General features: G+C 47.2%; 16 protein-coding genes. 8 read left to right on the top strand and 8 right to left on the bottom strand.

Annotated elements, in window-relative coordinates:
* The first annotated feature begins 84 nt into the window (after positions 1-84).
* The 4 genes from HMPREF1222_RS10830 to HMPREF1222_RS10815 all read left to right on the top strand — a co-directional run bounded on the left by HMPREF1222_RS10830 (position 85) and on the right by HMPREF1222_RS10815 (position 5,074).
* A complete protein-coding gene (locus HMPREF1222_RS10830; protein ID WP_016519443.1) occupies positions 85-2,187 on the top strand; it encodes a methyl-accepting chemotaxis protein in 2,103 nt (700 codons plus the stop codon).
* A gap of 19 nt (positions 2,188-2,206) precedes the next feature.
* The gene (locus HMPREF1222_RS10825) at positions 2,207-3,073 is read left to right on the top strand and encodes an SPFH domain-containing protein (RefSeq protein WP_016519442.1); all 867 of its coding nucleotides are present in this window, start codon (positions 2,207-2,209) and stop codon (positions 3,071-3,073) included.
* Positions 3,074-3,192: 119 nt separating this feature from the next.
* Complete coding sequence (gene msrB / locus HMPREF1222_RS10820) at positions 3,193-4,299, top strand: peptide-methionine (R)-S-oxide reductase MsrB (RefSeq protein WP_081636906.1); 1,107 nt, start codon at positions 3,193-3,195, stop codon at positions 4,297-4,299.
* Between the two features lie 118 nt (positions 4,300-4,417).
* Positions 4,418-5,074, top strand: a complete 657-nt coding sequence (locus HMPREF1222_RS10815; RefSeq protein ID WP_016519440.1) for an HAD family hydrolase — start codon at positions 4,418-4,420, stop codon at positions 5,072-5,074.
* 60 nt (positions 5,075-5,134) lie between these two features.
* On the opposite strand, the gene HMPREF1222_RS10810 is transcribed toward HMPREF1222_RS10815, so the two are convergent.
* The 8 genes from HMPREF1222_RS10810 to HMPREF1222_RS10775 all read right to left on the bottom strand — a co-directional run bounded on the left by HMPREF1222_RS10810 (position 5,135) and on the right by HMPREF1222_RS10775 (position 12,520).
* Entirely contained in the window at positions 5,135-5,998 is an 864-nt protein-coding gene (locus HMPREF1222_RS10810; RefSeq protein WP_016519439.1) for a DMT family transporter, read from the bottom strand.
* A 55-nt stretch (positions 5,999-6,053) separates the two neighbouring features.
* Positions 6,054-6,794: a 16S rRNA pseudouridine(516) synthase gene (locus HMPREF1222_RS10805; protein ID WP_016519438.1), complete on the bottom strand. Its 741-nt coding sequence runs from the start codon at positions 6,792-6,794 to the stop codon at positions 6,054-6,056.
* Between the two features lie 26 nt (positions 6,795-6,820).
* Positions 6,821-7,681 (bottom strand): alpha-hydroxy-acid oxidizing protein, encoded by an 861-nt coding sequence (locus tag HMPREF1222_RS10800; RefSeq protein WP_016519437.1) that lies wholly within the window; start codon positions 7,679-7,681, stop codon positions 6,821-6,823.
* A gap of 2 nt (positions 7,682-7,683) precedes the next feature.
* Positions 7,684-8,862: a hypothetical protein gene (locus tag HMPREF1222_RS10795; protein WP_016519436.1), complete on the bottom strand. Its 1,179-nt coding sequence runs from the start codon at positions 8,860-8,862 to the stop codon at positions 7,684-7,686.
* A gap of 133 nt (positions 8,863-8,995) precedes the next feature.
* Positions 8,996-9,811 (bottom strand): PhnE/PtxC family ABC transporter permease, encoded by an 816-nt coding sequence (locus HMPREF1222_RS10790; protein WP_016519435.1) that lies wholly within the window; start codon positions 9,809-9,811, stop codon positions 8,996-8,998.
* Entirely contained in the window at positions 9,808-10,659 is an 852-nt protein-coding gene (locus HMPREF1222_RS10785) for an ABC transporter permease subunit (protein ID WP_016519434.1), read from the bottom strand. Before HMPREF1222_RS10785 ends, HMPREF1222_RS10790 begins: the two co-directional genes overlap by 4 nt.
* Complete coding sequence (gene phnC, locus HMPREF1222_RS10780; RefSeq protein ID WP_006190152.1) at positions 10,649-11,419, bottom strand: phosphonate ABC transporter ATP-binding protein; 771 nt, start codon at positions 11,417-11,419, stop codon at positions 10,649-10,651. The genes HMPREF1222_RS10785 and phnC overlap by 11 nt, the downstream gene beginning before the upstream one ends.
* 30 nt (positions 11,420-11,449) lie before the next feature.
* Positions 11,450-12,520 carry a phosphate/phosphite/phosphonate ABC transporter substrate-binding protein gene (locus HMPREF1222_RS10775; protein WP_016519433.1) on the bottom strand — a complete coding sequence of 357 codons (1,071 nt, stop codon included), beginning with the start codon at positions 12,518-12,520 and terminating at the stop codon, positions 11,450-11,452.
* 201 nt (positions 12,521-12,721) lie between these two features.
* Between HMPREF1222_RS10775 and HMPREF1222_RS10770 the strand changes: the two genes are divergently transcribed.
* The 4 genes from HMPREF1222_RS10770 to HMPREF1222_RS10755 all read left to right on the top strand — a co-directional run bounded on the left by HMPREF1222_RS10770 (position 12,722) and on the right by HMPREF1222_RS10755 (position 16,523).
* A complete protein-coding gene (locus tag HMPREF1222_RS10770) occupies positions 12,722-13,507 on the top strand; it encodes a hypothetical protein (RefSeq protein WP_006190156.1) in 786 nt (261 codons plus the stop codon).
* A gap of 65 nt (positions 13,508-13,572) precedes the next feature.
* Positions 13,573-14,277, top strand: a complete 705-nt coding sequence (gene deoD, locus HMPREF1222_RS10765) for a purine-nucleoside phosphorylase (RefSeq protein ID WP_006190157.1) — start codon at positions 13,573-13,575, stop codon at positions 14,275-14,277.
* A 45-nt stretch (positions 14,278-14,322) separates the two neighbouring features.
* Complete coding sequence (locus tag HMPREF1222_RS10760; protein ID WP_016519432.1) at positions 14,323-16,005, top strand: RecQ family ATP-dependent DNA helicase; 1,683 nt, start codon at positions 14,323-14,325, stop codon at positions 16,003-16,005.
* 278 nt (positions 16,006-16,283) lie between these two features.
* Positions 16,284-16,523, top strand: a complete 240-nt coding sequence (locus HMPREF1222_RS10755; protein ID WP_016519431.1) for a hypothetical protein — start codon at positions 16,284-16,286, stop codon at positions 16,521-16,523.
* Positions 16,524-16,619: the final 96 nt, after the last annotated feature.

The following is a 16,619-nucleotide window of genomic DNA, read 5'->3' as shown; positions in this document are numbered from 1 at the left end:
AAGGGCTACAATCAGTACGGATGATGCAGTGAAATTACTATTAGATTGGCGGCATCAAATGCTTGGGAAAGGAGCCTCCCCCTTATGAAAAAAACAACATCGAAACGGTTTCCTATCCGCTATAAACTTATTCTTGTTTTCGGTCTTTTGGTCGTGTTTGCCGGTAGTACCGAGGCAGTACTTGCAATTACTATTGCACGCAAAGCCGTAACCGAAAAAATTGAAAGGCATTTAACGGACAAGGCTGTGGACGTTGCGGGTATTATTGACGGAAGAATAACCGCACTCTTTCAATTTCTTAACGGCATTGCCCGTATGCCCTTCTTAACCGATCCTGCATATTCATATCAACAGAGAGTCGCGCTTTTACAAGAAGAAGCTGCAACAAACAGTAAAATCATTGAATTGGATGTAACCGATCCGGACGGCACATTTTATTATGTCGGAAATACCGTGCAAGTAGGAGACAGGTTATGGTTCCGGACAGCACTTTCAGGTACTCCTTTTATTTCAGAACCGTATAGAGAACGGGCAAGAGGAACGCTTGTTATTACACTTGCCGTTCCGATTCTTGATGAAAACCTGAACGTGCACAGTGTTCTTTCGGCCGATGTTGACGGATTGCTGCTTTCAAAAAATATTGAAGATATTGTCGTCGGAAAAAGCGGCATCTGCTATATTATGGGGTTAACGGGAACGACTATTGCTGATAGAGACACTTCCTTGGTGGAAACGCTTTTTAATGCCTCCGAAGCGGGAAAAACCGACTCAAATTTTACCAGTCTTGGTACTTTCGAACAAATTGCTTTAAAAGCGCAAACACCTGCTACCGGTTATTACGAATATAAAGGAATTTCAAAAATAGCTGCATACGCAAAAAGCAAAATAGCGGGCTGGACAATCGTTATTAATGCTCCCTATCAGGAATTTATGAGGAAAGTCAATACAATGTCGCTCTCTATGATGATTACCGGTATCTGTATATTTATCGGAGCGCTTCTCATCGTGTATCTGGTTGCGCTTAAACTGGTAAAGCCCATACAAACTGCCGTATACGCATTAAAAGATATTTCGCAAGGAGAAGGTAATTTAACGGTCAGACTTCCGGTTATAGGCAACGACGAAATTACCGATATGTCCGAGTATTTCAATCAGACCATCGAGAAAATCGGAAATTCGATAAAATCCATCAGTGAAAATAGTTCCGTCATGCAAGATATCGGCAATGAACTTGCAAACAATATGGTAGAAACGGCAAGTTCGGTGCATGAAATCAGTACCAATATCGAGGGTGTTAAGCAGCAAGCCTTAACACAGGCGGCGAGCGTTACCGAAACGGCGGCAACCGTTGAAGAAATTATCCGCACTATTAAACTGCTTAATAACAGCATTCAAACGCAAGCGGCAAGCGTCGCTCAATCTTCGTCTTCGATTGAACAGATGGTAGCAAATATTGCTTCTATTACCGGTACGCTGGAAAAAACAAACGGAGCGGTAAAGAGCCTTGCATCCGCAACCGATGACGGTAAAGCCACATTGGTAACCTCGAATGCCGTAACGAAAAAAATAGCCGAAGAGTCCGGCTCGCTGATGGAAGCGTCGAGCGTTATTCAGCATATCGCATCGCAAACGAACTTACTCGCAATGAACGCGGCTATCGAAGCAGCCCACGCGGGCGAAGCGGGAAAAGGCTTTGCCGTCGTTGCCGATGAAGTCCGCAAATTGGCGGAAGATTCTGCAGCACAGGGAAAGACTATTACCACAACGCTTAAAATGCTGAGCGGAGAAATAGAAACGCTTTCCGCATCTTCAAAGACCGTAGAGGAGAAATTCAATACCATATTTAACTTCGCAGGGCAGGTAAGAGATATGAGTAACAGCCTTACCGAAGCAATGCGCGAACAGGAAAACGGCAGTAAAGAAGTATTAGCCGCTATTAAAAACATCAATATGGTTACGATTGAAGTACAAGCCGGGTCAGAGGAGATGCTGAAGGGCGGAGAAGGTGTAGCGGAAGAAATGCGCAAGTTGGATAATCTAACTCGTATCATAACCGACGGTATGAACGAAATGGCCGCAGGAGCTGCACAGATCAATGATGCCGTTCAAGAAGTAAACGAAATAACGCAAAAGAATAAACGAAGCATTGAAAATTTAACTGAAGAAGTCGGCAAATTTAAAGTCTAGCTATCGGTAGAGGATGGATATGAAAGCATTTCGTAAATTATTGATTTTGGCACTGATTGTACTCGCTTGCGGAGCGGCGGTGTTTTTTTTCGGATGGACACAATTCTCCATTCCTGCAGGAAAATACGGCGTTATGCTGTCAAGGTCGGGCGGATACTATCGGCAGGCAATTACCCCGGGAAATTTTACATGGCGATGGGAACGGATTGTTCCCACAAATGCACAGATACTGGTATTCGATCTTACGCCGCGGCCGGTACACTATGCGGCAGACGGTTCGCTTCCGTCGGCTGATTTATATAGCAAAGTATTGAATACAAAGGATAATTTTTCGTGGGCATTCGGCATAGACGCTCTCGTTACACTAAAATCCGACCGGCTGGTAGCGGTCGTAGAAAAAGATACCATCCAAACGCAGGAAATGCTTGAATCATATATCGATTCGCATATACAGGCAGCCTTGCAAACGATTATGTACCGGTATGTTTCGGAACTGATCGACAACACTTATGAATATCAGCAAGTAAAAACCGACTACCACACGCTCTCCGAAAAAATTAAAGACGAACTTTCTAAAGCAACAGAGCCGGACTTTTCCGTAGAAGCCGTTACGTTAACAAAGCTGACAATTCCCGATATCCATACCTATAAGATTGCAGAACAGGCATATAACCTGTATGAGCAGCAGCGGGAAATGCTGTTGGCGGAAACCGCCGCAAAAGAAGCTCAGTATTCCGCTTCAGAACAATTCCAAATAGAGCGACTGACAAGATGGGGGGAGTTTTTGGCAAAGTACCCGCATATTATCGAACTTATCGCCGTTGCTCAACAGGATTCCAAAGCTGCGCTCGACGCATTAAAATCAGTAGAGAAAAAACAGGAATAATTACTAATTTGTAACTTTGCACTACAGCTCTCTGTTTACCATCGCTTGCTTTTGACAAGATTACCGACTTTCCAATGGGAATTTCCAATCGGATTAAACAGGAGCTGAAAATCACAATTATGATTTATAAACGTATTCATTTAGCGATACCGCTCTGTATTGCCTTGGCTCTCTGCGGCTGTATAAAGGCACAAGCAGGAGAAATACATAAACCGCAGGGCGGAATCAACATATCCCCGGCGAAAAGCGGCGGGGGCGGAGGTGTATCTATGATAACGGCAGGGAATATAAAAGAAATTTACTTGGCGGGTGGCTGCTTTTGGGGCGTCGAGGGGTATTTCCGCCGCATTGCGGGCGTCGTCGAGACCGATACGGGGTATGCAAACGGTACAACCGGTACTACCGACTATCAGCAAATACACGGTACCGACCATGCCGAAACGGTCAAGATAACATATAATAGCGGCGTTATCGCGCTTGAAGAATTGCTGGAACATTATTTCCGCATTATCGACCCGCTTTCCGTGAATAAGCAGGGGAATGATATCGGCAGGCAGTACCGCACCGGAATTTACTACACCGATAAGGCTGATGCACCGGTTATTCAAGCTTTTTTAAAACGGATGCAGGCACGGTATACGCGCCCGATTGCGGTAGAAACAGCGCCGCTGCGGAATTTTGTCTTAGCGGAAGAATATCATCAAGATTATCTGGAAAAAAATCCTAACGGCTACTGCCATATCAACTTAAACCTTGCCTCCGTGCCGCTGCACGATGAAGCACAGTTTCAAACGCCGGATACAAGGCAGCTCAAGGAACGACTGACACCGCTGCAATACAGCGTAACGCAGGAGAAGGCAACCGAACGGCCGTTCACCAGCGAATATGACAAGTTTGACGGAAAGGGCATTTATGTAGATATCGTGACGGGAAAACCGCTTTTTTCTTCGAGCGATAAATACGATGCAGGCTGTGGGTGGCCGAGTTTTACCAAACCGATTACCTCGCAGGCGGTAGATTTTACACGCGATAGCAGCCACGGGATGGAACGGGTTGAGGTTACGTCAAAAACCGGCGGCGCCCATTTGGGGCACGTTTTTGACGACGGTCCGCAAGATAAAACGGGCTTGCGCTACTGCATCAACGGAGCTTCGCTGCGGTTTGTTCCCTACGGAGAAATGGATGCCGCCGGCTACGGAGACTATAAGCAGTACGTAACCGACTGATGTATTGGTCTTGGGTGCATGTATCCCGTTTTCAAAGTTTTACGCCTTGTTCAACTTCTATGCATCGATCCTGCTGCCGTCTGGCTTTTTAAGGAAAGATTTTGTATACTCTTCTATTATGATTAAGGCCTGTATTTTTGATTTGGACGGTACATTGACCAATACCGTGCGCACGCTTGCTTATTTTGTTAATACCGAAACGGCAAAGCACGGATTGCCCCCTGCACCGGTTGAGAATTTTAAACGGTTTGCGGGAAACGGCGCACGTACGCTTATCCATCGGGTATTGGCATACCACGGCGTTACCGATGCTGCATTAGAAGACACGATTTTGAAAGATTACAACGCAGCCTATGATGCCGATTTTTTATACCTGTGTACCTTATACGACGGCATTGCGGAGATGATTAACGAATTGCATAACCGAGGTATTCAACTAGCGGTTCTTTCGAATAAGCCGCAGCCGACTACTCAAAAAATAATCCGAGCTTTTTTTGCGGAAGGTACTTTTTCTGCCGTTTTCGGACAGCGGGAAGGGGTTCCGCTCAAACCGGATCCTACCGGCGTATTTGAAATTTTAGCGCTTTTACGCCGCCAAAAACAGGAATGCCTCTACATCGGCGATACTGCAGTAGACATCAACACCGGCACAAGTGCGGGTTTAACGACCGTCGGCGTACTGTGGGGGTTCCGCGACCGCGCCGAATTGGAAGGAGCGGGGGCAACGCATATCATCGCAAAACCGTCGGAGCTGCTGCCGCTGGTAACCGCATAAATTGCTTTAAAAAAACGATAGCAGGGTATCGCTAAAAATCGGTTGGATTTTAGCGATGCTCTATTCTTTCTTTAAAAACAGTATAAGCGCAATAGTACAGATAATAACATAACCGGCGACGCTGTAGCGGTCGGGAATTTCATGAAATAGTAAAAAGCCGAATGCTGCGGCAAAGAGAATTTGCGTATAGTCGAAAACGGCGATATTTTTTGCCGGAGCATAAGAATACGCGGCGGTAACGGTAAATTGCCCTCCTGCACCCGCAGCTCCGGTAGCAAGCAGCCAAAAGAGCTGTTGCATGCTCATCGGTTCAAAGCTGTAGATGAAAAAAGGCAGTAAAATCAACATCGAGCCCGTCGAAAAGAAAAACACCACCATCGGACCGGATTCTTTATGCGTTAGCAGATAGCGGACGCAAGTATATGCGCCGCCTGCGCACAACCCTCCGAAGCAGGCTATAGAAGCTGCAAAGATATGTCCGGCTCCGGCAAAAGCCGGCTTGATAATTAAGAGGCTTGCGGCAAATGCGCATACCACTGCGAGCAGGCGGGTAAACCGTATACGCTCTTTTAAAAAAAGGAATGAGAAAAAAATCGTAAAAAAAGGCGCAAGTTTTGCCAAAATGGAGGCGTCGGCAAGCGCTAAGTGACTGACGGCATAAAAATTTGAAATCAAGCCGGCAGTTCCCAATACAGTCCGCAGTATCAGAAAGGGCAGATTCTTTTTCTGCGGTAAAATAAACCGGCGACTCTTTATCAGAAAAAAGAGCGATGTGCAGCAGGCAATGCTATTCCTAAAAAACGCCTTTTGGATAGACGGCAAATTTCCCGATAGCTTTGCACATAAATTCATCACGGTAAAAAAGAACGCCGAACCAATGATGCACAAAATTCCTTTTTGTGCGGAAGTCAATTGCATATTCATAATATCGGTTAAAGTATAACAAAAGGAAGGGCAGCGGACAACAGAGCGCACAGTATCAATTGTGTGAGGTCAGTATCGAAATTTCATCAGGGGTAAGCTCACGGCAAGAACCTGCCGGTAATTGCGGATCGAGCGTAACATCGCCCATAGCAATCCGCTTGAGATATACAACCTCATTTCCGAGCGCTTTTACCATTTTTTTTACTTGATGATACTTTCCTTCGCAGATGTGCATTAAAAATGCCCATTCCGTTTTTACTCTTTGGCTTGTCGTACGTTCAAAGGTTGCGGGGAGGCAGGTAAAGTTTTTTCCCAGCGGCAATCCTTCGGCGCAGGCTATCCGGGCGGCGGTAAAAGCGTTTTCGGTAAAAGGTTCGGCGGTTTCAAGGTAATAGCTTTTTATACAGGCAGATTTCGGGGCGGTAAGGCGGTGGGTAAGAGCACCGTCATTGGTAATGATGAGAAGTCCTTCGGTGTCGAGGTCGAGCCGTCCGATGGGGAATAACTCCATTGCGGAAAAAGGCGGCGGCAGTAGTTCCATGACGGTGCTGTGTAAGGGATCTGCGGTGGAGGTAACAACTCCTGCAGGTTTATTGAGCATAAGGTAGCAGCAGGTACGGAGATGCAGCGTTTCTCCGTTGCGGGACAGCGCGTCGTGTTCCGGGTCAAGAAGCGTCCCTGCATCGGTTACCCTCGTACCGTTGATGCGGAAATCTTCTTTCCGTAAAAGCCGCCTGATATCTTTCCGCGAACCGAGTCCGTTCGCCGCAAGTATTTTATCTATTCTGACAACCATCGGTTAATCCGCAATAGCAGCATCGGTTAATCTTCGGTAAGACGGCGGTACAGTTCCCGCACACCTGTAACGCCGCCGCTCAATAGTGCGGTGATGCAGGGACGCCCAATCATAACTTGCGCCGCCCCGAGTTGTTTTGCAGCGGCAATATCCGTCCGACTCCGCAAACCTCCGTCTACCCACACCTCACCGGCAAACTTACGGAGCGTATCGCCGTACTCTGCCAGAAAATCGGCAGTGCTGCCGCGCCGTGTTTCTATCCTTCCGCCGTGGTTGGAGATAACGGCAACATCAGGCCGCAGTTCTTTTACCAACTCGACATTCTCCGGTAAAAAAATTCCCTTAATTGCAAAGGGCATTTTTGCATACCGCTGTAGCTCTTTTAAACTATGCGCGTCTTTTTGTTCAAGTTGAACAAGGTTGCGCATCGTTACAATGTTATAGGAATCGATATCTATCCCTATCAGATCGGCGGAGCTACGCACCCAATCTATCCGCTCAAAGATACGGGCGTTCGGATAGGGTTTAATGAATACCGCTCCGGTTTTTTTATAGCGCTGCAAGGCTGCAAGTCCGCCTTGTATCTTTGCATCCGGGCAGCCGTCTCCGATACTGAGCAAAAAACCTGCTTCGGCGCAGGCTTCTATTAAATCAAAGTAGAACGCGGCCTCATCGTTGTATCCGACATTTTCAACGCCGCCGGTAATGGGCGCTAATCGAATAGGCGGTAATTCATCATCGCGAATCGTATCGGTGCGGTACTTTTTCCAAGCGGCGCAATTATCGATGAAATTGGCGCTCTCAAATACGCCTCCCATTCCGGGCAGTTCGCCGAGGCACCCGTGTCCGTCGCATTCGGCACAAAAATGACATTTATATCCACTCATGTTTACAAATTACGCTTTAACGCTATCTTGCCCTCAAACATTGAGGAGGGTGTGGCGTAGAGGAGCGGATAAACCGAACAACGGAGCTCAAGATCACAGGGGCCGATATTGAGCGTATAAAACGGCGTAAGGGCGAGCAATACGAAAGACATATTGACTGCACGAGTTATAGGCATTGCAACGAAGCTGTAGAGACCTCCTTGCATTTTATCAAATTCAAGATTTCCGAATCCAAAGAACATATTCAACCCGCCGTATAGTTCGTGATGAAAGACGGTAAACGGCTTTATAAGCGGAGCAGCCGGGAAAAATCCGTTCTGCTGCGGTTCACGGATCTTAGATACGAAGAACGTAAAATCAAAGTTTGCATGCTCAAGGCTGACACGCGGTTCAAAAAATGCAAAGATATTCCCGACAGCGTCCTGTTGTAAGGTTGTGCTTCTAAAATTCGTTTTGTGCAAACCCAGCTGTGTAAAGATACCGAAATTATCATGGATGGTAAAAAGCACGGAAGCGGATGCGGCGAGTGAGAGTGCCGCCGCTTTATCGGTAATATGAAAAGACAGGTAGGTGTTGATAAGTGCAATATTCGAGAAAGCACCGCCTTGCGCATATATGCTGTATTCTTGTTTATCTTTCATTTCGCCGTTCCAGGCTATGGAGCTGCCGATGTATCCGGTGTTTGAAGTAAGTCCTGCAAAGCTGATGCCGATTGCTTCACGCGGGTGGGGCGGGGTAAAAAGCGTGGCGCTATCGTTTTCATACATTTTTATCGGCCGTATACCATGCTTAAGAAAATCAACGCTGTAGTGTGTACCTGTAAGGCTTTGATGCTGCCCCGTAAAAATCGATAAAAAGAGCGGCTTGCCTCCGAGAAATGGAAAATTCAGGGAAAAATCTATAAAGGTAAATTGTCCCGGTATGCGCGACGGTAGTTGCGGGTTAAAGAAACCGAGTACATCATTAATGTATAGCGCAAGGTTGAGGTCGCTGTAAAAACGTTCTCCATGCAGTAAACGGAAGTTTACGGAAGATTCTTGGACGATAGTAACCTGCGATGAGCTCGACGGCTGCTTAGCAGCCGATACCCCGAAGTTAAATTCAGGCACGGTTATTTCTAAGGCAGCGGCGGCGTATATAATTGAAAAGCAAACAAAAATATGCGCTATATGTTTTTTCATTTAAAACTCCCTATGGGATCTCTAAAAAACCGATTCGCAATCCGCTTTAGCGGATATGACAAACCATTTCCTTACAGAACAAGCCGATAGGCTTGCAGTTTTTAGAGGTTCCTTATACAGTGTCGGTATATTCTTAGTGCTGCTTTATTCCTTTTCGTAGGCGTAAGGAAAGCATCTCCAGTAAAATAACCGTACCGAAAATAATATATGTGATGACGCCGACTTCCCGTATATCATAATAAAGATTACCGGCCATGAATAAATAGTATCCGATGCCGCCTGAGCCCGCCGCGGCGCCGATTGCGACGGCATTTATGAAGTTAATTTCAAAACGGAAGAATGTCCACGAAATAATGGAAGTCGCCGCTACGGGAATAACCGCTTGCGTAATAATGCCGGTAAAGCCCGCCCCGCATGCCCGTAAGGCGTCGATAGTGTCGCGGTTAATCTGCTCAAAGCTCTCGGAAAAAACCTTTACCAGATAGGCAATGCTGTGGAAGCACATACCGATAACGGCGGCATCCGTACCGATATTCACCGTAACCGAGAAAACCAGCACCCAAATAATTGTAGGAATTGCGCGGATAAGCGCGGTAATAGTACGGATAATTTTTGCAACGGCCGGCGGGGCAATATTCCGGGCCGCACCGAGCGCCAAGAAAAATGCGATAACCGCGCCGCCGATTGTCGTTAAAATCGATAGTGCAAAGCTGATGCCGAGCGAATACGCGAGTTCGCCGAGCGGAAGATGATCCGAGCGTTTCGGCTGTAAAAAAAGAATTCGTCCGTAGTGGAGTAAATTATGCCACGAATCTTTCCAATCGATAGTTTCTTCCGCCAGCAGAAAAAATCCCCAGATGCTGATACCGAATAGGACGGCAAATACGATAGCGAGTGTGCATCGTTCTTTGAGCTGTCCGTTGCGGATGGTACGGGAGTGTCTTTTCATAATAATATCCTCCGCACCGTGTTGGAAATGCTGTCAATGCAGAGTACCAGTATCATCAATATACAAATAATAAGTCCTGCTTCCGGGTAGCGGAAACTCTTAAAATACAGATTGAAGAGAAAACCGATTCCCGTCCCGGTTAAAATGCCGATCAAAGCGGAGTCTCTGACATTGGTTTCTATAGCGTAGAGTAACCATGAGATAAAGAGCGGAAGAACGTTAGGCAATACGCCGTGGATGATAATCGGGATATACGGTACACCGGCCGCTTCCAGGGCTGTATAGGATTCTTCGGCATGAGAATCGATAATTTCCGTAAAGGCGCGTGTAAGATGTCCGGCGGTAATAAAAAAAAGCGCTAAAAAACCCGTTACGGCATTTTGCTTAAAGGATAACAGCAATAGGATAGACCATGCCGGAAGCGGGATGTTTCTGCAAAAAGAAGCTGTGCCGGCGCAGACAATACGCAGGATGCGGAAGCGTCCGGTGGTTTGGGAGCCGGCAATTGCCGCTATACAGGCAACGCAAAAGGCTGCAGTCGAAGCCGTTACCGCAATGACGGCAGTATGCAGCGAAGTTTTAAAAATGAGCGGCAGTACGGTAAGCGATTGGCTCGAAGGCAGAAAGTTCCGTACCAGCCAATATAGTCCGCGCGGGATGCCTGTTAGCGCATTCCACGCAGTAAAATCGGTCATAAGCGCCGAAGCAATGTATAACACCGCGGCGGTAAAAATAATGGTAAATGTTCTGAGGTTTTTTTTCTTAAAAAAATTTTCAGGAGATGATTGGTTGTGCTGTCGGGATTCAAAGGACGGCCGCGGTAAGCCTGTCGGAAGATCAAATTTCATGGTGTTCTTTCTTTTCCGTATGAGAGCCGGAAGAAAAAATACCGCGCAGTATTTCTTCGGAAAGTTCTTGCGGTTTACCGTCAAAAAACAGTCGTCCGCCGCGTAAACCGAGAATCCTGTCGGAATACCGCTTTGCATATTCGACATGGTGCAGATTCATAATGCAGGTAAGATTCCGTGTTCTGACTATTTTTTCGATATAGTCAAGTATGTCCTGAGCACTTTGCGGATCAAGTGAAGATACCGGCTCATCGCACAAGAGTATTTGCGGATTTTGCATCAACGCTCTGGCGATACCGGTACGCTGTTTTTGTCCGCCGCTTAAATCGGCACACCGTTGATAAAGATAATCCGAAATGCCCAGCTCTTCGAGTATTGCCAGTGCCTGCTCTTTTTCTTTTTGCGGATACAGTCCGCATAAGCTGCGGTAGAACGGCAAAGCGCCGAGGCAGCCGTGAAGCGTGTTTTCCAAAACAGTCAGCCGTTCCACTAAATTGTAGTTCTGAAAAATCATTCCGATTTTTCTACGAAGCTGTTTTAAACGGAGACTGTTCATTTGCTGAATCGCTTCGCCGTCAATTTCAATTGTACCGGCAGTACAGTCAATCAGTCTGTTGATACAGCGGATAAAGGTTGTCTTACCTGCGCCTGACGGCCCGATAACCGAAACTATCGTGCCTTGTTCGATTGTCACATTGACGGAATCCAGCGCAAGTCTGCCGCCCGCATATTGCTTTGAAACATTTTTAAAGGTAATCAACGGTTTTAACTCTCGTAAGATACCGGATCATTACTTTGTAGAATTTCTAAGTTCATCATACCATGCATCATCGGTAGCAACCATCCGTGTCTTTTCCGAATACTTGGGATATATACCTTTTTTACCGGAGTCCTTGACGTTAAAAATTCCGGGGTTATTTGCCGTTTTATCCGAAGTCAGAGCATCTTGTATTTTTTTTATATCGGAAGCGGAAACCGTATTTGTATTAACGGTAATGGGAGCATTTAAGACGGGAATGGATCGAATGACGGTCATTTCACTTCCGGCAAATGAGGTAAAGGGTTCGTCGGCGCCTTCCGTTACGCGGTATACGGCGCCTGTTTTATAGTCTTCCCCTTCGAGCAGTTCATACACCCCGATTGTTTGAGGGATGGCAAAAGCCGCCGCATCGGCATCGCCGCGGAAAAGGTTTACCTGTGAGCCTTGATGAGAGCCGGCAAATAACACCTTGGAAAACACCTTATCGCTTAATATCAAGTCGTCGGTATTGTCAAGCGAAAAAGCTGCGGCTAAAACACGTGCCGGAATCACATAACCCGATGTCGAACTTGCCGCCACGAACGACATTCTTTTACCTCTCAATAGGCTTAAATCAAAGCTGCCGTCCGCTTTTTTATATGTGTCGGCATCCTTGTGCTGTACGCCGATAAAGCTGTAATATTTCGCATCGTCAAGCGTGCCGCTGGGGCCTGAATTTGTTGCAATGGGGATAACGGCATTGTTCCGCTTATGAGCGGTAAGGTACCCTTCCGCACCGACATACGCCATATCGGCTTTACCGGAAACGAGTGCTTCCAATGCGATGTTATAATCTGTCGTTGTGAGGATTTCGACGTCCCGGCCGACCGCTTCCCGTAATATTTCTTGAAACGCCGCGCGGGCATCTTTCATAGATTCGCTTGATTCATTGGGATAAAAAACCATTTTTAGCGGTTTCTGTTCCGCCTTACTGCATGAGCAAACAAGTATTGCTGATAAACAGAGCGCAGACAAGAATAGTCCGGTGCGGCACAACAGACTTCCTGCCGCGGATTTTGCCGTTTGGGCTGCCGATTTTGCTGTTTTTAAAAAGAATTTCATCACTTTCTCCGAATTTTGGGAATTTCTAAAAATTGTTTTTAGCACTTCCTCTGATTTGATTATGCGCGCCAGTCTACTATAATTGAAGTCTTTATGCAACCGCCGGTTTTGCCGTAAATAAATCTAAGGAAAGCTTATAAAAACTGAGGTGTTTAGAGGTTCCCGATAGTATTATTCCGGCGTTTATGGTAGTATCGCCGCATGATCGGATTTTTTCTTAAAAAGAATTTTTTTGACGGATGGGATAATTTCCTTCCGCTCATCCTTTTTAATGTTGCCGGTATACTGATTGTCTCTTTGTTTTTCGGCGTTGCCTATTTGCTTTCAGCGTTACCGGTGCTGTCCTTATTCAGCTTATTCGTGTGCATTATCCTGATGGGAATCCTGCTATTGGCTATTTCCAATATAATGGCGCGGGTAGCCGATTATAAATCGTTTTCATTTAAAGAAGTTTTCCAAGAAATAAAGTATACGTGGCGGCACGGCGTTTTATTCGCATTAATCGAAACTTTTTGTTGGGTGGTTGTAGGAGTCGCTGTCCCTTACTATTTTTCATTCCAAAATTTTCTCGGGCTGTTTCTCGGCGTCAGCGTTGTATGGATTTTTGCAGTGATACAGCTGTCTCTTTTATGGTTCTTCCCGATACGGAGCCGGCTTGAATCGGATTTCCGCAAGTGCCTTAAAAAATGCTTTATTGTGTTTTTTGACAATACGGGATTTACGCTGTTTATGGTGCTGTATAGTTTTATCCTTATCGTACTGACGCCGTTCTTAGCTTTTTTGGCGCCGGGTTTTTCGGGGCTTTTACTTGCGTGGAACAATGCCTTTAGGTTGAGAATGTACAAGTACGATTGGATGGAGCAGCATCCTGAAATACCGATTCAGACTGCGCGGAAGCAAATACCGTGGGATGAATTACTTGCGGAAGACAGGGAAACGGTCGGTACTCGGTCAATCCGCAATCTTATTTTTCCGTGGAAGGATTAAAGGATTAATCGATATTTTTAAGGTTTACCAATAAAAGAAAGTTTTTTGATAAACAGGAGGATATGATGAGTGTTCACATTGGGGCAAAGCAAGGCGAGATTGCCGAACGGATTTTGTTGCCGGGCGACCCGCTGCGGGCAAAATTTGTTGCCGAAAACTTTTTGGAAAATGCTCGCTGCTACAACGAAGTGCGCGGTATGTTCGGGTTTACCGGCACCTATAAGGGGGTAAAGGTCTCCGTACAAGGCACCGGCATGGGGCAACCGTCCATTTCTATTTATGCGAACGAGCTTTTCCGCGAATACGGCGTGCAGAAAGCAATCCGTATCGGTACTGCAGGCGCATTGCAGAAGGATATTCCGCTGCGCTCATTGATTATCGGTATGAGCGCCGCGACTAATTCCGGTTCAAACACTCTCCGTTTCCGCGGCACTCAGTTTGCCCCTACCGCAGACTGGAAGCTCTTAAAGCATGCGTATGATGCAGCCGTCCGGCTGGGTTATAATCCGCTGGTTGGGGCTATCGCTTCTTCGGATGTGTTTTACGACGAGCTTGAAACATGGAAGCTGTGGTCAAAGTACGGCCTTTTGGCGATTGAGATGGAAGCCGCAGAACTGTATACCCTTGCCGCGCAATATAAGCGGCAGGCGCTCGCACTGCTTACCATTTCCGATAATATGGTTACCAACGAGGAAACCACTGCGGAAGAGCGGCAGACATCATTTACCGCGATGATGCAAACCGCGCTTGAGGCAATTATCGCCGAATAGTCAAAATTTCAAGCCGTTTTTTCATTGGTGATATATATACTAGGTATGAATATCATCAATGAAACAAACCTTTACCAAGGAGTAAATTCTTATCCTTTTGAACAGGACGAAGCGCTGCCCGACACGGAAAGCTGTCCGGTAGTTTTTGAATCGGATAATCCCGAATACAGCTTGGAAAAAACGGCTGATGCCGTTTCGATCTGCGCACAGACCGTATTCGGGATTCCGGCGCTGTATCCGTGGCAGCGGCTTGTCATTGCCAACATCCTCGATGCCGTACACGCTGCGGAAGCTGCTGAACGGCTGAATAATTCTGCGGTTGCCGAAGGACAGGAGAATGACTTTCCTGCCGGCATCGGGGAACCTTTGACTGAGCTGTACGATGAGGACGGCGTTTTGCGGGGCAGGCAGATTGTTTTGCTGCCGACCGGTGCGGGAAAATCGCTCTGTTTTCAGGTACCGGCGCTGCTATTGGATAAACCGACACTCATTATCTATCCGCTTTTAGCCTTGATGAGCGACCAGATGCGCCGGATGTGCGAAGGGAATCTTGAGCCGGTCTTGTTCCGCGGCGGTCAGAGTAGAGAAGAGCGCGCCGCGCAGTATGCCCGCCTCGAAGGTACGGACGGCAAACCTCCTGCAAAACTTATCATTGCAAACCCCGAAATCCTGATGCAGGAGGAGGTGCTGAACCGCATCGCGAAGCGCGGCATTGCCCATCTTGCCATAGATGAGGCTCATTGCGTCAGTGAATGGGGGGACAGCTTTCGGCCTGCTTACCAAACGCTTAAACAGGTTATCGAAACGTTAAAGCCGCCTGCCGTTACCGCTTTTACCGCGACGGCGGGAAGCGATGTGTTGAAACGCATCGGCGAGCTGCTCTTTGACGGGCGGGCGCATCTGGTACGAGGGGAATCGGATCGGACAAATATCAGCTATTACGTACGGCAATGCCGCGTAAAAGCACCCGCCCTTTTGCAGGAGGTTATGCAGCGGAAGCGGCCGATGGTTATTTTCTGCGCGACGCGGAACGGCACCGAGCAAACCGCTGCGTTCTTGCGTTATACGCTGCGGGATAAGGCTATTCGGTTTTATCATGCCGGTTTGCAGCGGGACGAAAAAGATGAGGTGGAACAATGGTTCCACCGGCATGACAGCGCAATACTGGTAACAACCTGCGCGTGGGGCATGGGAGTGGATAAAAAGAACGTACGCACCGTTATTCACTTAAACGCTTCGCCTACCGCCGAAGCATACGTACAGGAGGCGGGTAGGGGAGGGCGGGACGGAAGCCCCGCACAGGCTGTTTTGCTATGGAGTCCGGACGATAAGGCTCGGATTGCGCTGATGCCGGAAAAACAACGGAAGCGGGCAGAAATTTTGGTCGATTTTGCAGAAAGCGAGCGCTGCCGGCGCGAGGTATTGCTCGAAGCGCTCGGAGAGGTGCGGGCGGTTCCGCTTCATGCAGGGGACGAAAGCATTGCCTGCTCAGGCTGCGATGTATGCAGCGGAACGGCACTGTTGTATCCGCAAGACGAACGGGAGCTTGTCAAGTTTATCGCTGCCAATAAACGGAAGTTCACCGCACCGCAGCTTATCCGCCTGTTACACGGCAACCTTCCGCTTTGGCGCGCCGGCGACATCGGCAATCTTGTTTCGCAGCTTATCGGCGAGCGAAAAATCCGTCCTGCCAATGCGTTTTTCTGGAAAGGCGCGCTTACGTGCTAGGGTAAACACATCAGGCTTTTTTTGAATTCCTCGCAGAATTATTGAGGCTATTCAACCAGAGTTGAACCTCTGCGCGGTTCAAATGGTCTCACAGCCTCAATAATTCTGCGCTTTTTATCTACTCAGCCTGATGTGTTTATCCGCCTGCTAGGAAAAAGTGTGCGAAATTTTAGATAAAATTTCGCACAGAAAAAAGGTAGCCGTTTAAAAAATTCCTAGTGCAGTTGCCTACTCTTTTGCTCTTGTGTGGGGATAAAAAAAACTGTTATAGTGTCGCTATGACGCTTTATGAATATTATATGGTATTTCCCGACGGAGATACGCAAGAAGTTTCCAATACCTTGGCGATCGGCTCGCTGTATGATATGAACGGTAATCGGTTAATGCCGCCGCTTCCGACCAATAAGATGATTGTGTATCAGGTAGCCGGAAAGCGTACCCGTGAAGAAAGAGGCATAGTGACGACTTATTACATATTGGAACAGCTGGATGCACTCGAATTGCGTGCATACATCTAACGAATGATCAATACCTATAATGAAACGCATCTGCACCGTACCTTAAAAGACTTATACAGCAGTAACGGCGCCGTGCAGGAAAGCCCGTTGGAAGGT

It is taken from the genome of Treponema vincentii F0403, from assembly GCF_000412995.1.
GTDB lineage: Bacteria > Spirochaetota > Spirochaetia > Treponematales > Treponemataceae > Treponema > Treponema vincentii.
The sequence above is the reverse complement of the archived record's forward strand: the minus strand, read 5'-3'. Positions and strand labels throughout refer to the sequence as shown.

What these genes read in the sequence shown, in the direction of transcription:
- HMPREF1222_RS10825 (WP_016519442.1), top strand. Translation starts at nt 2,207, where the DNA reads ATGAAAGCATTTCGTAAATTATTGATTTTGGCACTGATTGTACTCGCT.
- HMPREF1222_RS10805 (WP_016519438.1), bottom strand. Translation starts at nt 6,794, where the DNA reads ATGGTTGTCAGAATAGATAAAATACTTGCGGCGAACGGACTCGGTTCG.
- HMPREF1222_RS10810 (WP_016519439.1), bottom strand. Translation starts at nt 5,998, where the DNA reads ATGAATATGCAATTGACTTCCGCACAAAAAGGAATTTTGTGCATCATT.
- HMPREF1222_RS10830 (WP_016519443.1), top strand. Translation starts at nt 85, where the DNA reads ATGAAAAAAACAACATCGAAACGGTTTCCTATCCGCTATAAACTTATT.
- HMPREF1222_RS10775 (WP_016519433.1), bottom strand. Translation starts at nt 12,520, where the DNA reads ATGAAATTCTTTTTAAAAACAGCAAAATCGGCAGCCCAAACGGCAAAA.
- HMPREF1222_RS10815 (WP_016519440.1), top strand. Translation starts at nt 4,418, where the DNA reads ATGATTAAGGCCTGTATTTTTGATTTGGACGGTACATTGACCAATACC.
- HMPREF1222_RS10760 (WP_016519432.1), top strand. Translation starts at nt 14,323, where the DNA reads ATGAATATCATCAATGAAACAAACCTTTACCAAGGAGTAAATTCTTAT.
- HMPREF1222_RS10795 (WP_016519436.1), bottom strand. Translation starts at nt 8,862, where the DNA reads ATGAAAAAACATATAGCGCATATTTTTGTTTGCTTTTCAATTATATAC.
- HMPREF1222_RS10770 (WP_006190156.1), top strand. Translation starts at nt 12,722, where the DNA reads ATGATCGGATTTTTTCTTAAAAAGAATTTTTTTGACGGATGGGATAAT.
- HMPREF1222_RS10755 (WP_016519431.1), top strand. Translation starts at nt 16,284, where the DNA reads ATGACGCTTTATGAATATTATATGGTATTTCCCGACGGAGATACGCAA.
- HMPREF1222_RS10785 (WP_016519434.1), bottom strand. Translation starts at nt 10,659, where the DNA reads ATGAAATTTGATCTTCCGACAGGCTTACCGCGGCCGTCCTTTGAATCC.
- msrB (WP_081636906.1), top strand. Translation starts at nt 3,193, where the DNA reads ATGATTTATAAACGTATTCATTTAGCGATACCGCTCTGTATTGCCTTG.
- HMPREF1222_RS10800 (WP_016519437.1), bottom strand. Translation starts at nt 7,681, where the DNA reads ATGAGTGGATATAAATGTCATTTTTGTGCCGAATGCGACGGACACGGG.
- deoD (WP_006190157.1), top strand. Translation starts at nt 13,573, where the DNA reads ATGAGTGTTCACATTGGGGCAAAGCAAGGCGAGATTGCCGAACGGATT.
- HMPREF1222_RS10790 (WP_016519435.1), bottom strand. Translation starts at nt 9,811, where the DNA reads ATGAAAAGACACTCCCGTACCATCCGCAACGGACAGCTCAAAGAACGA.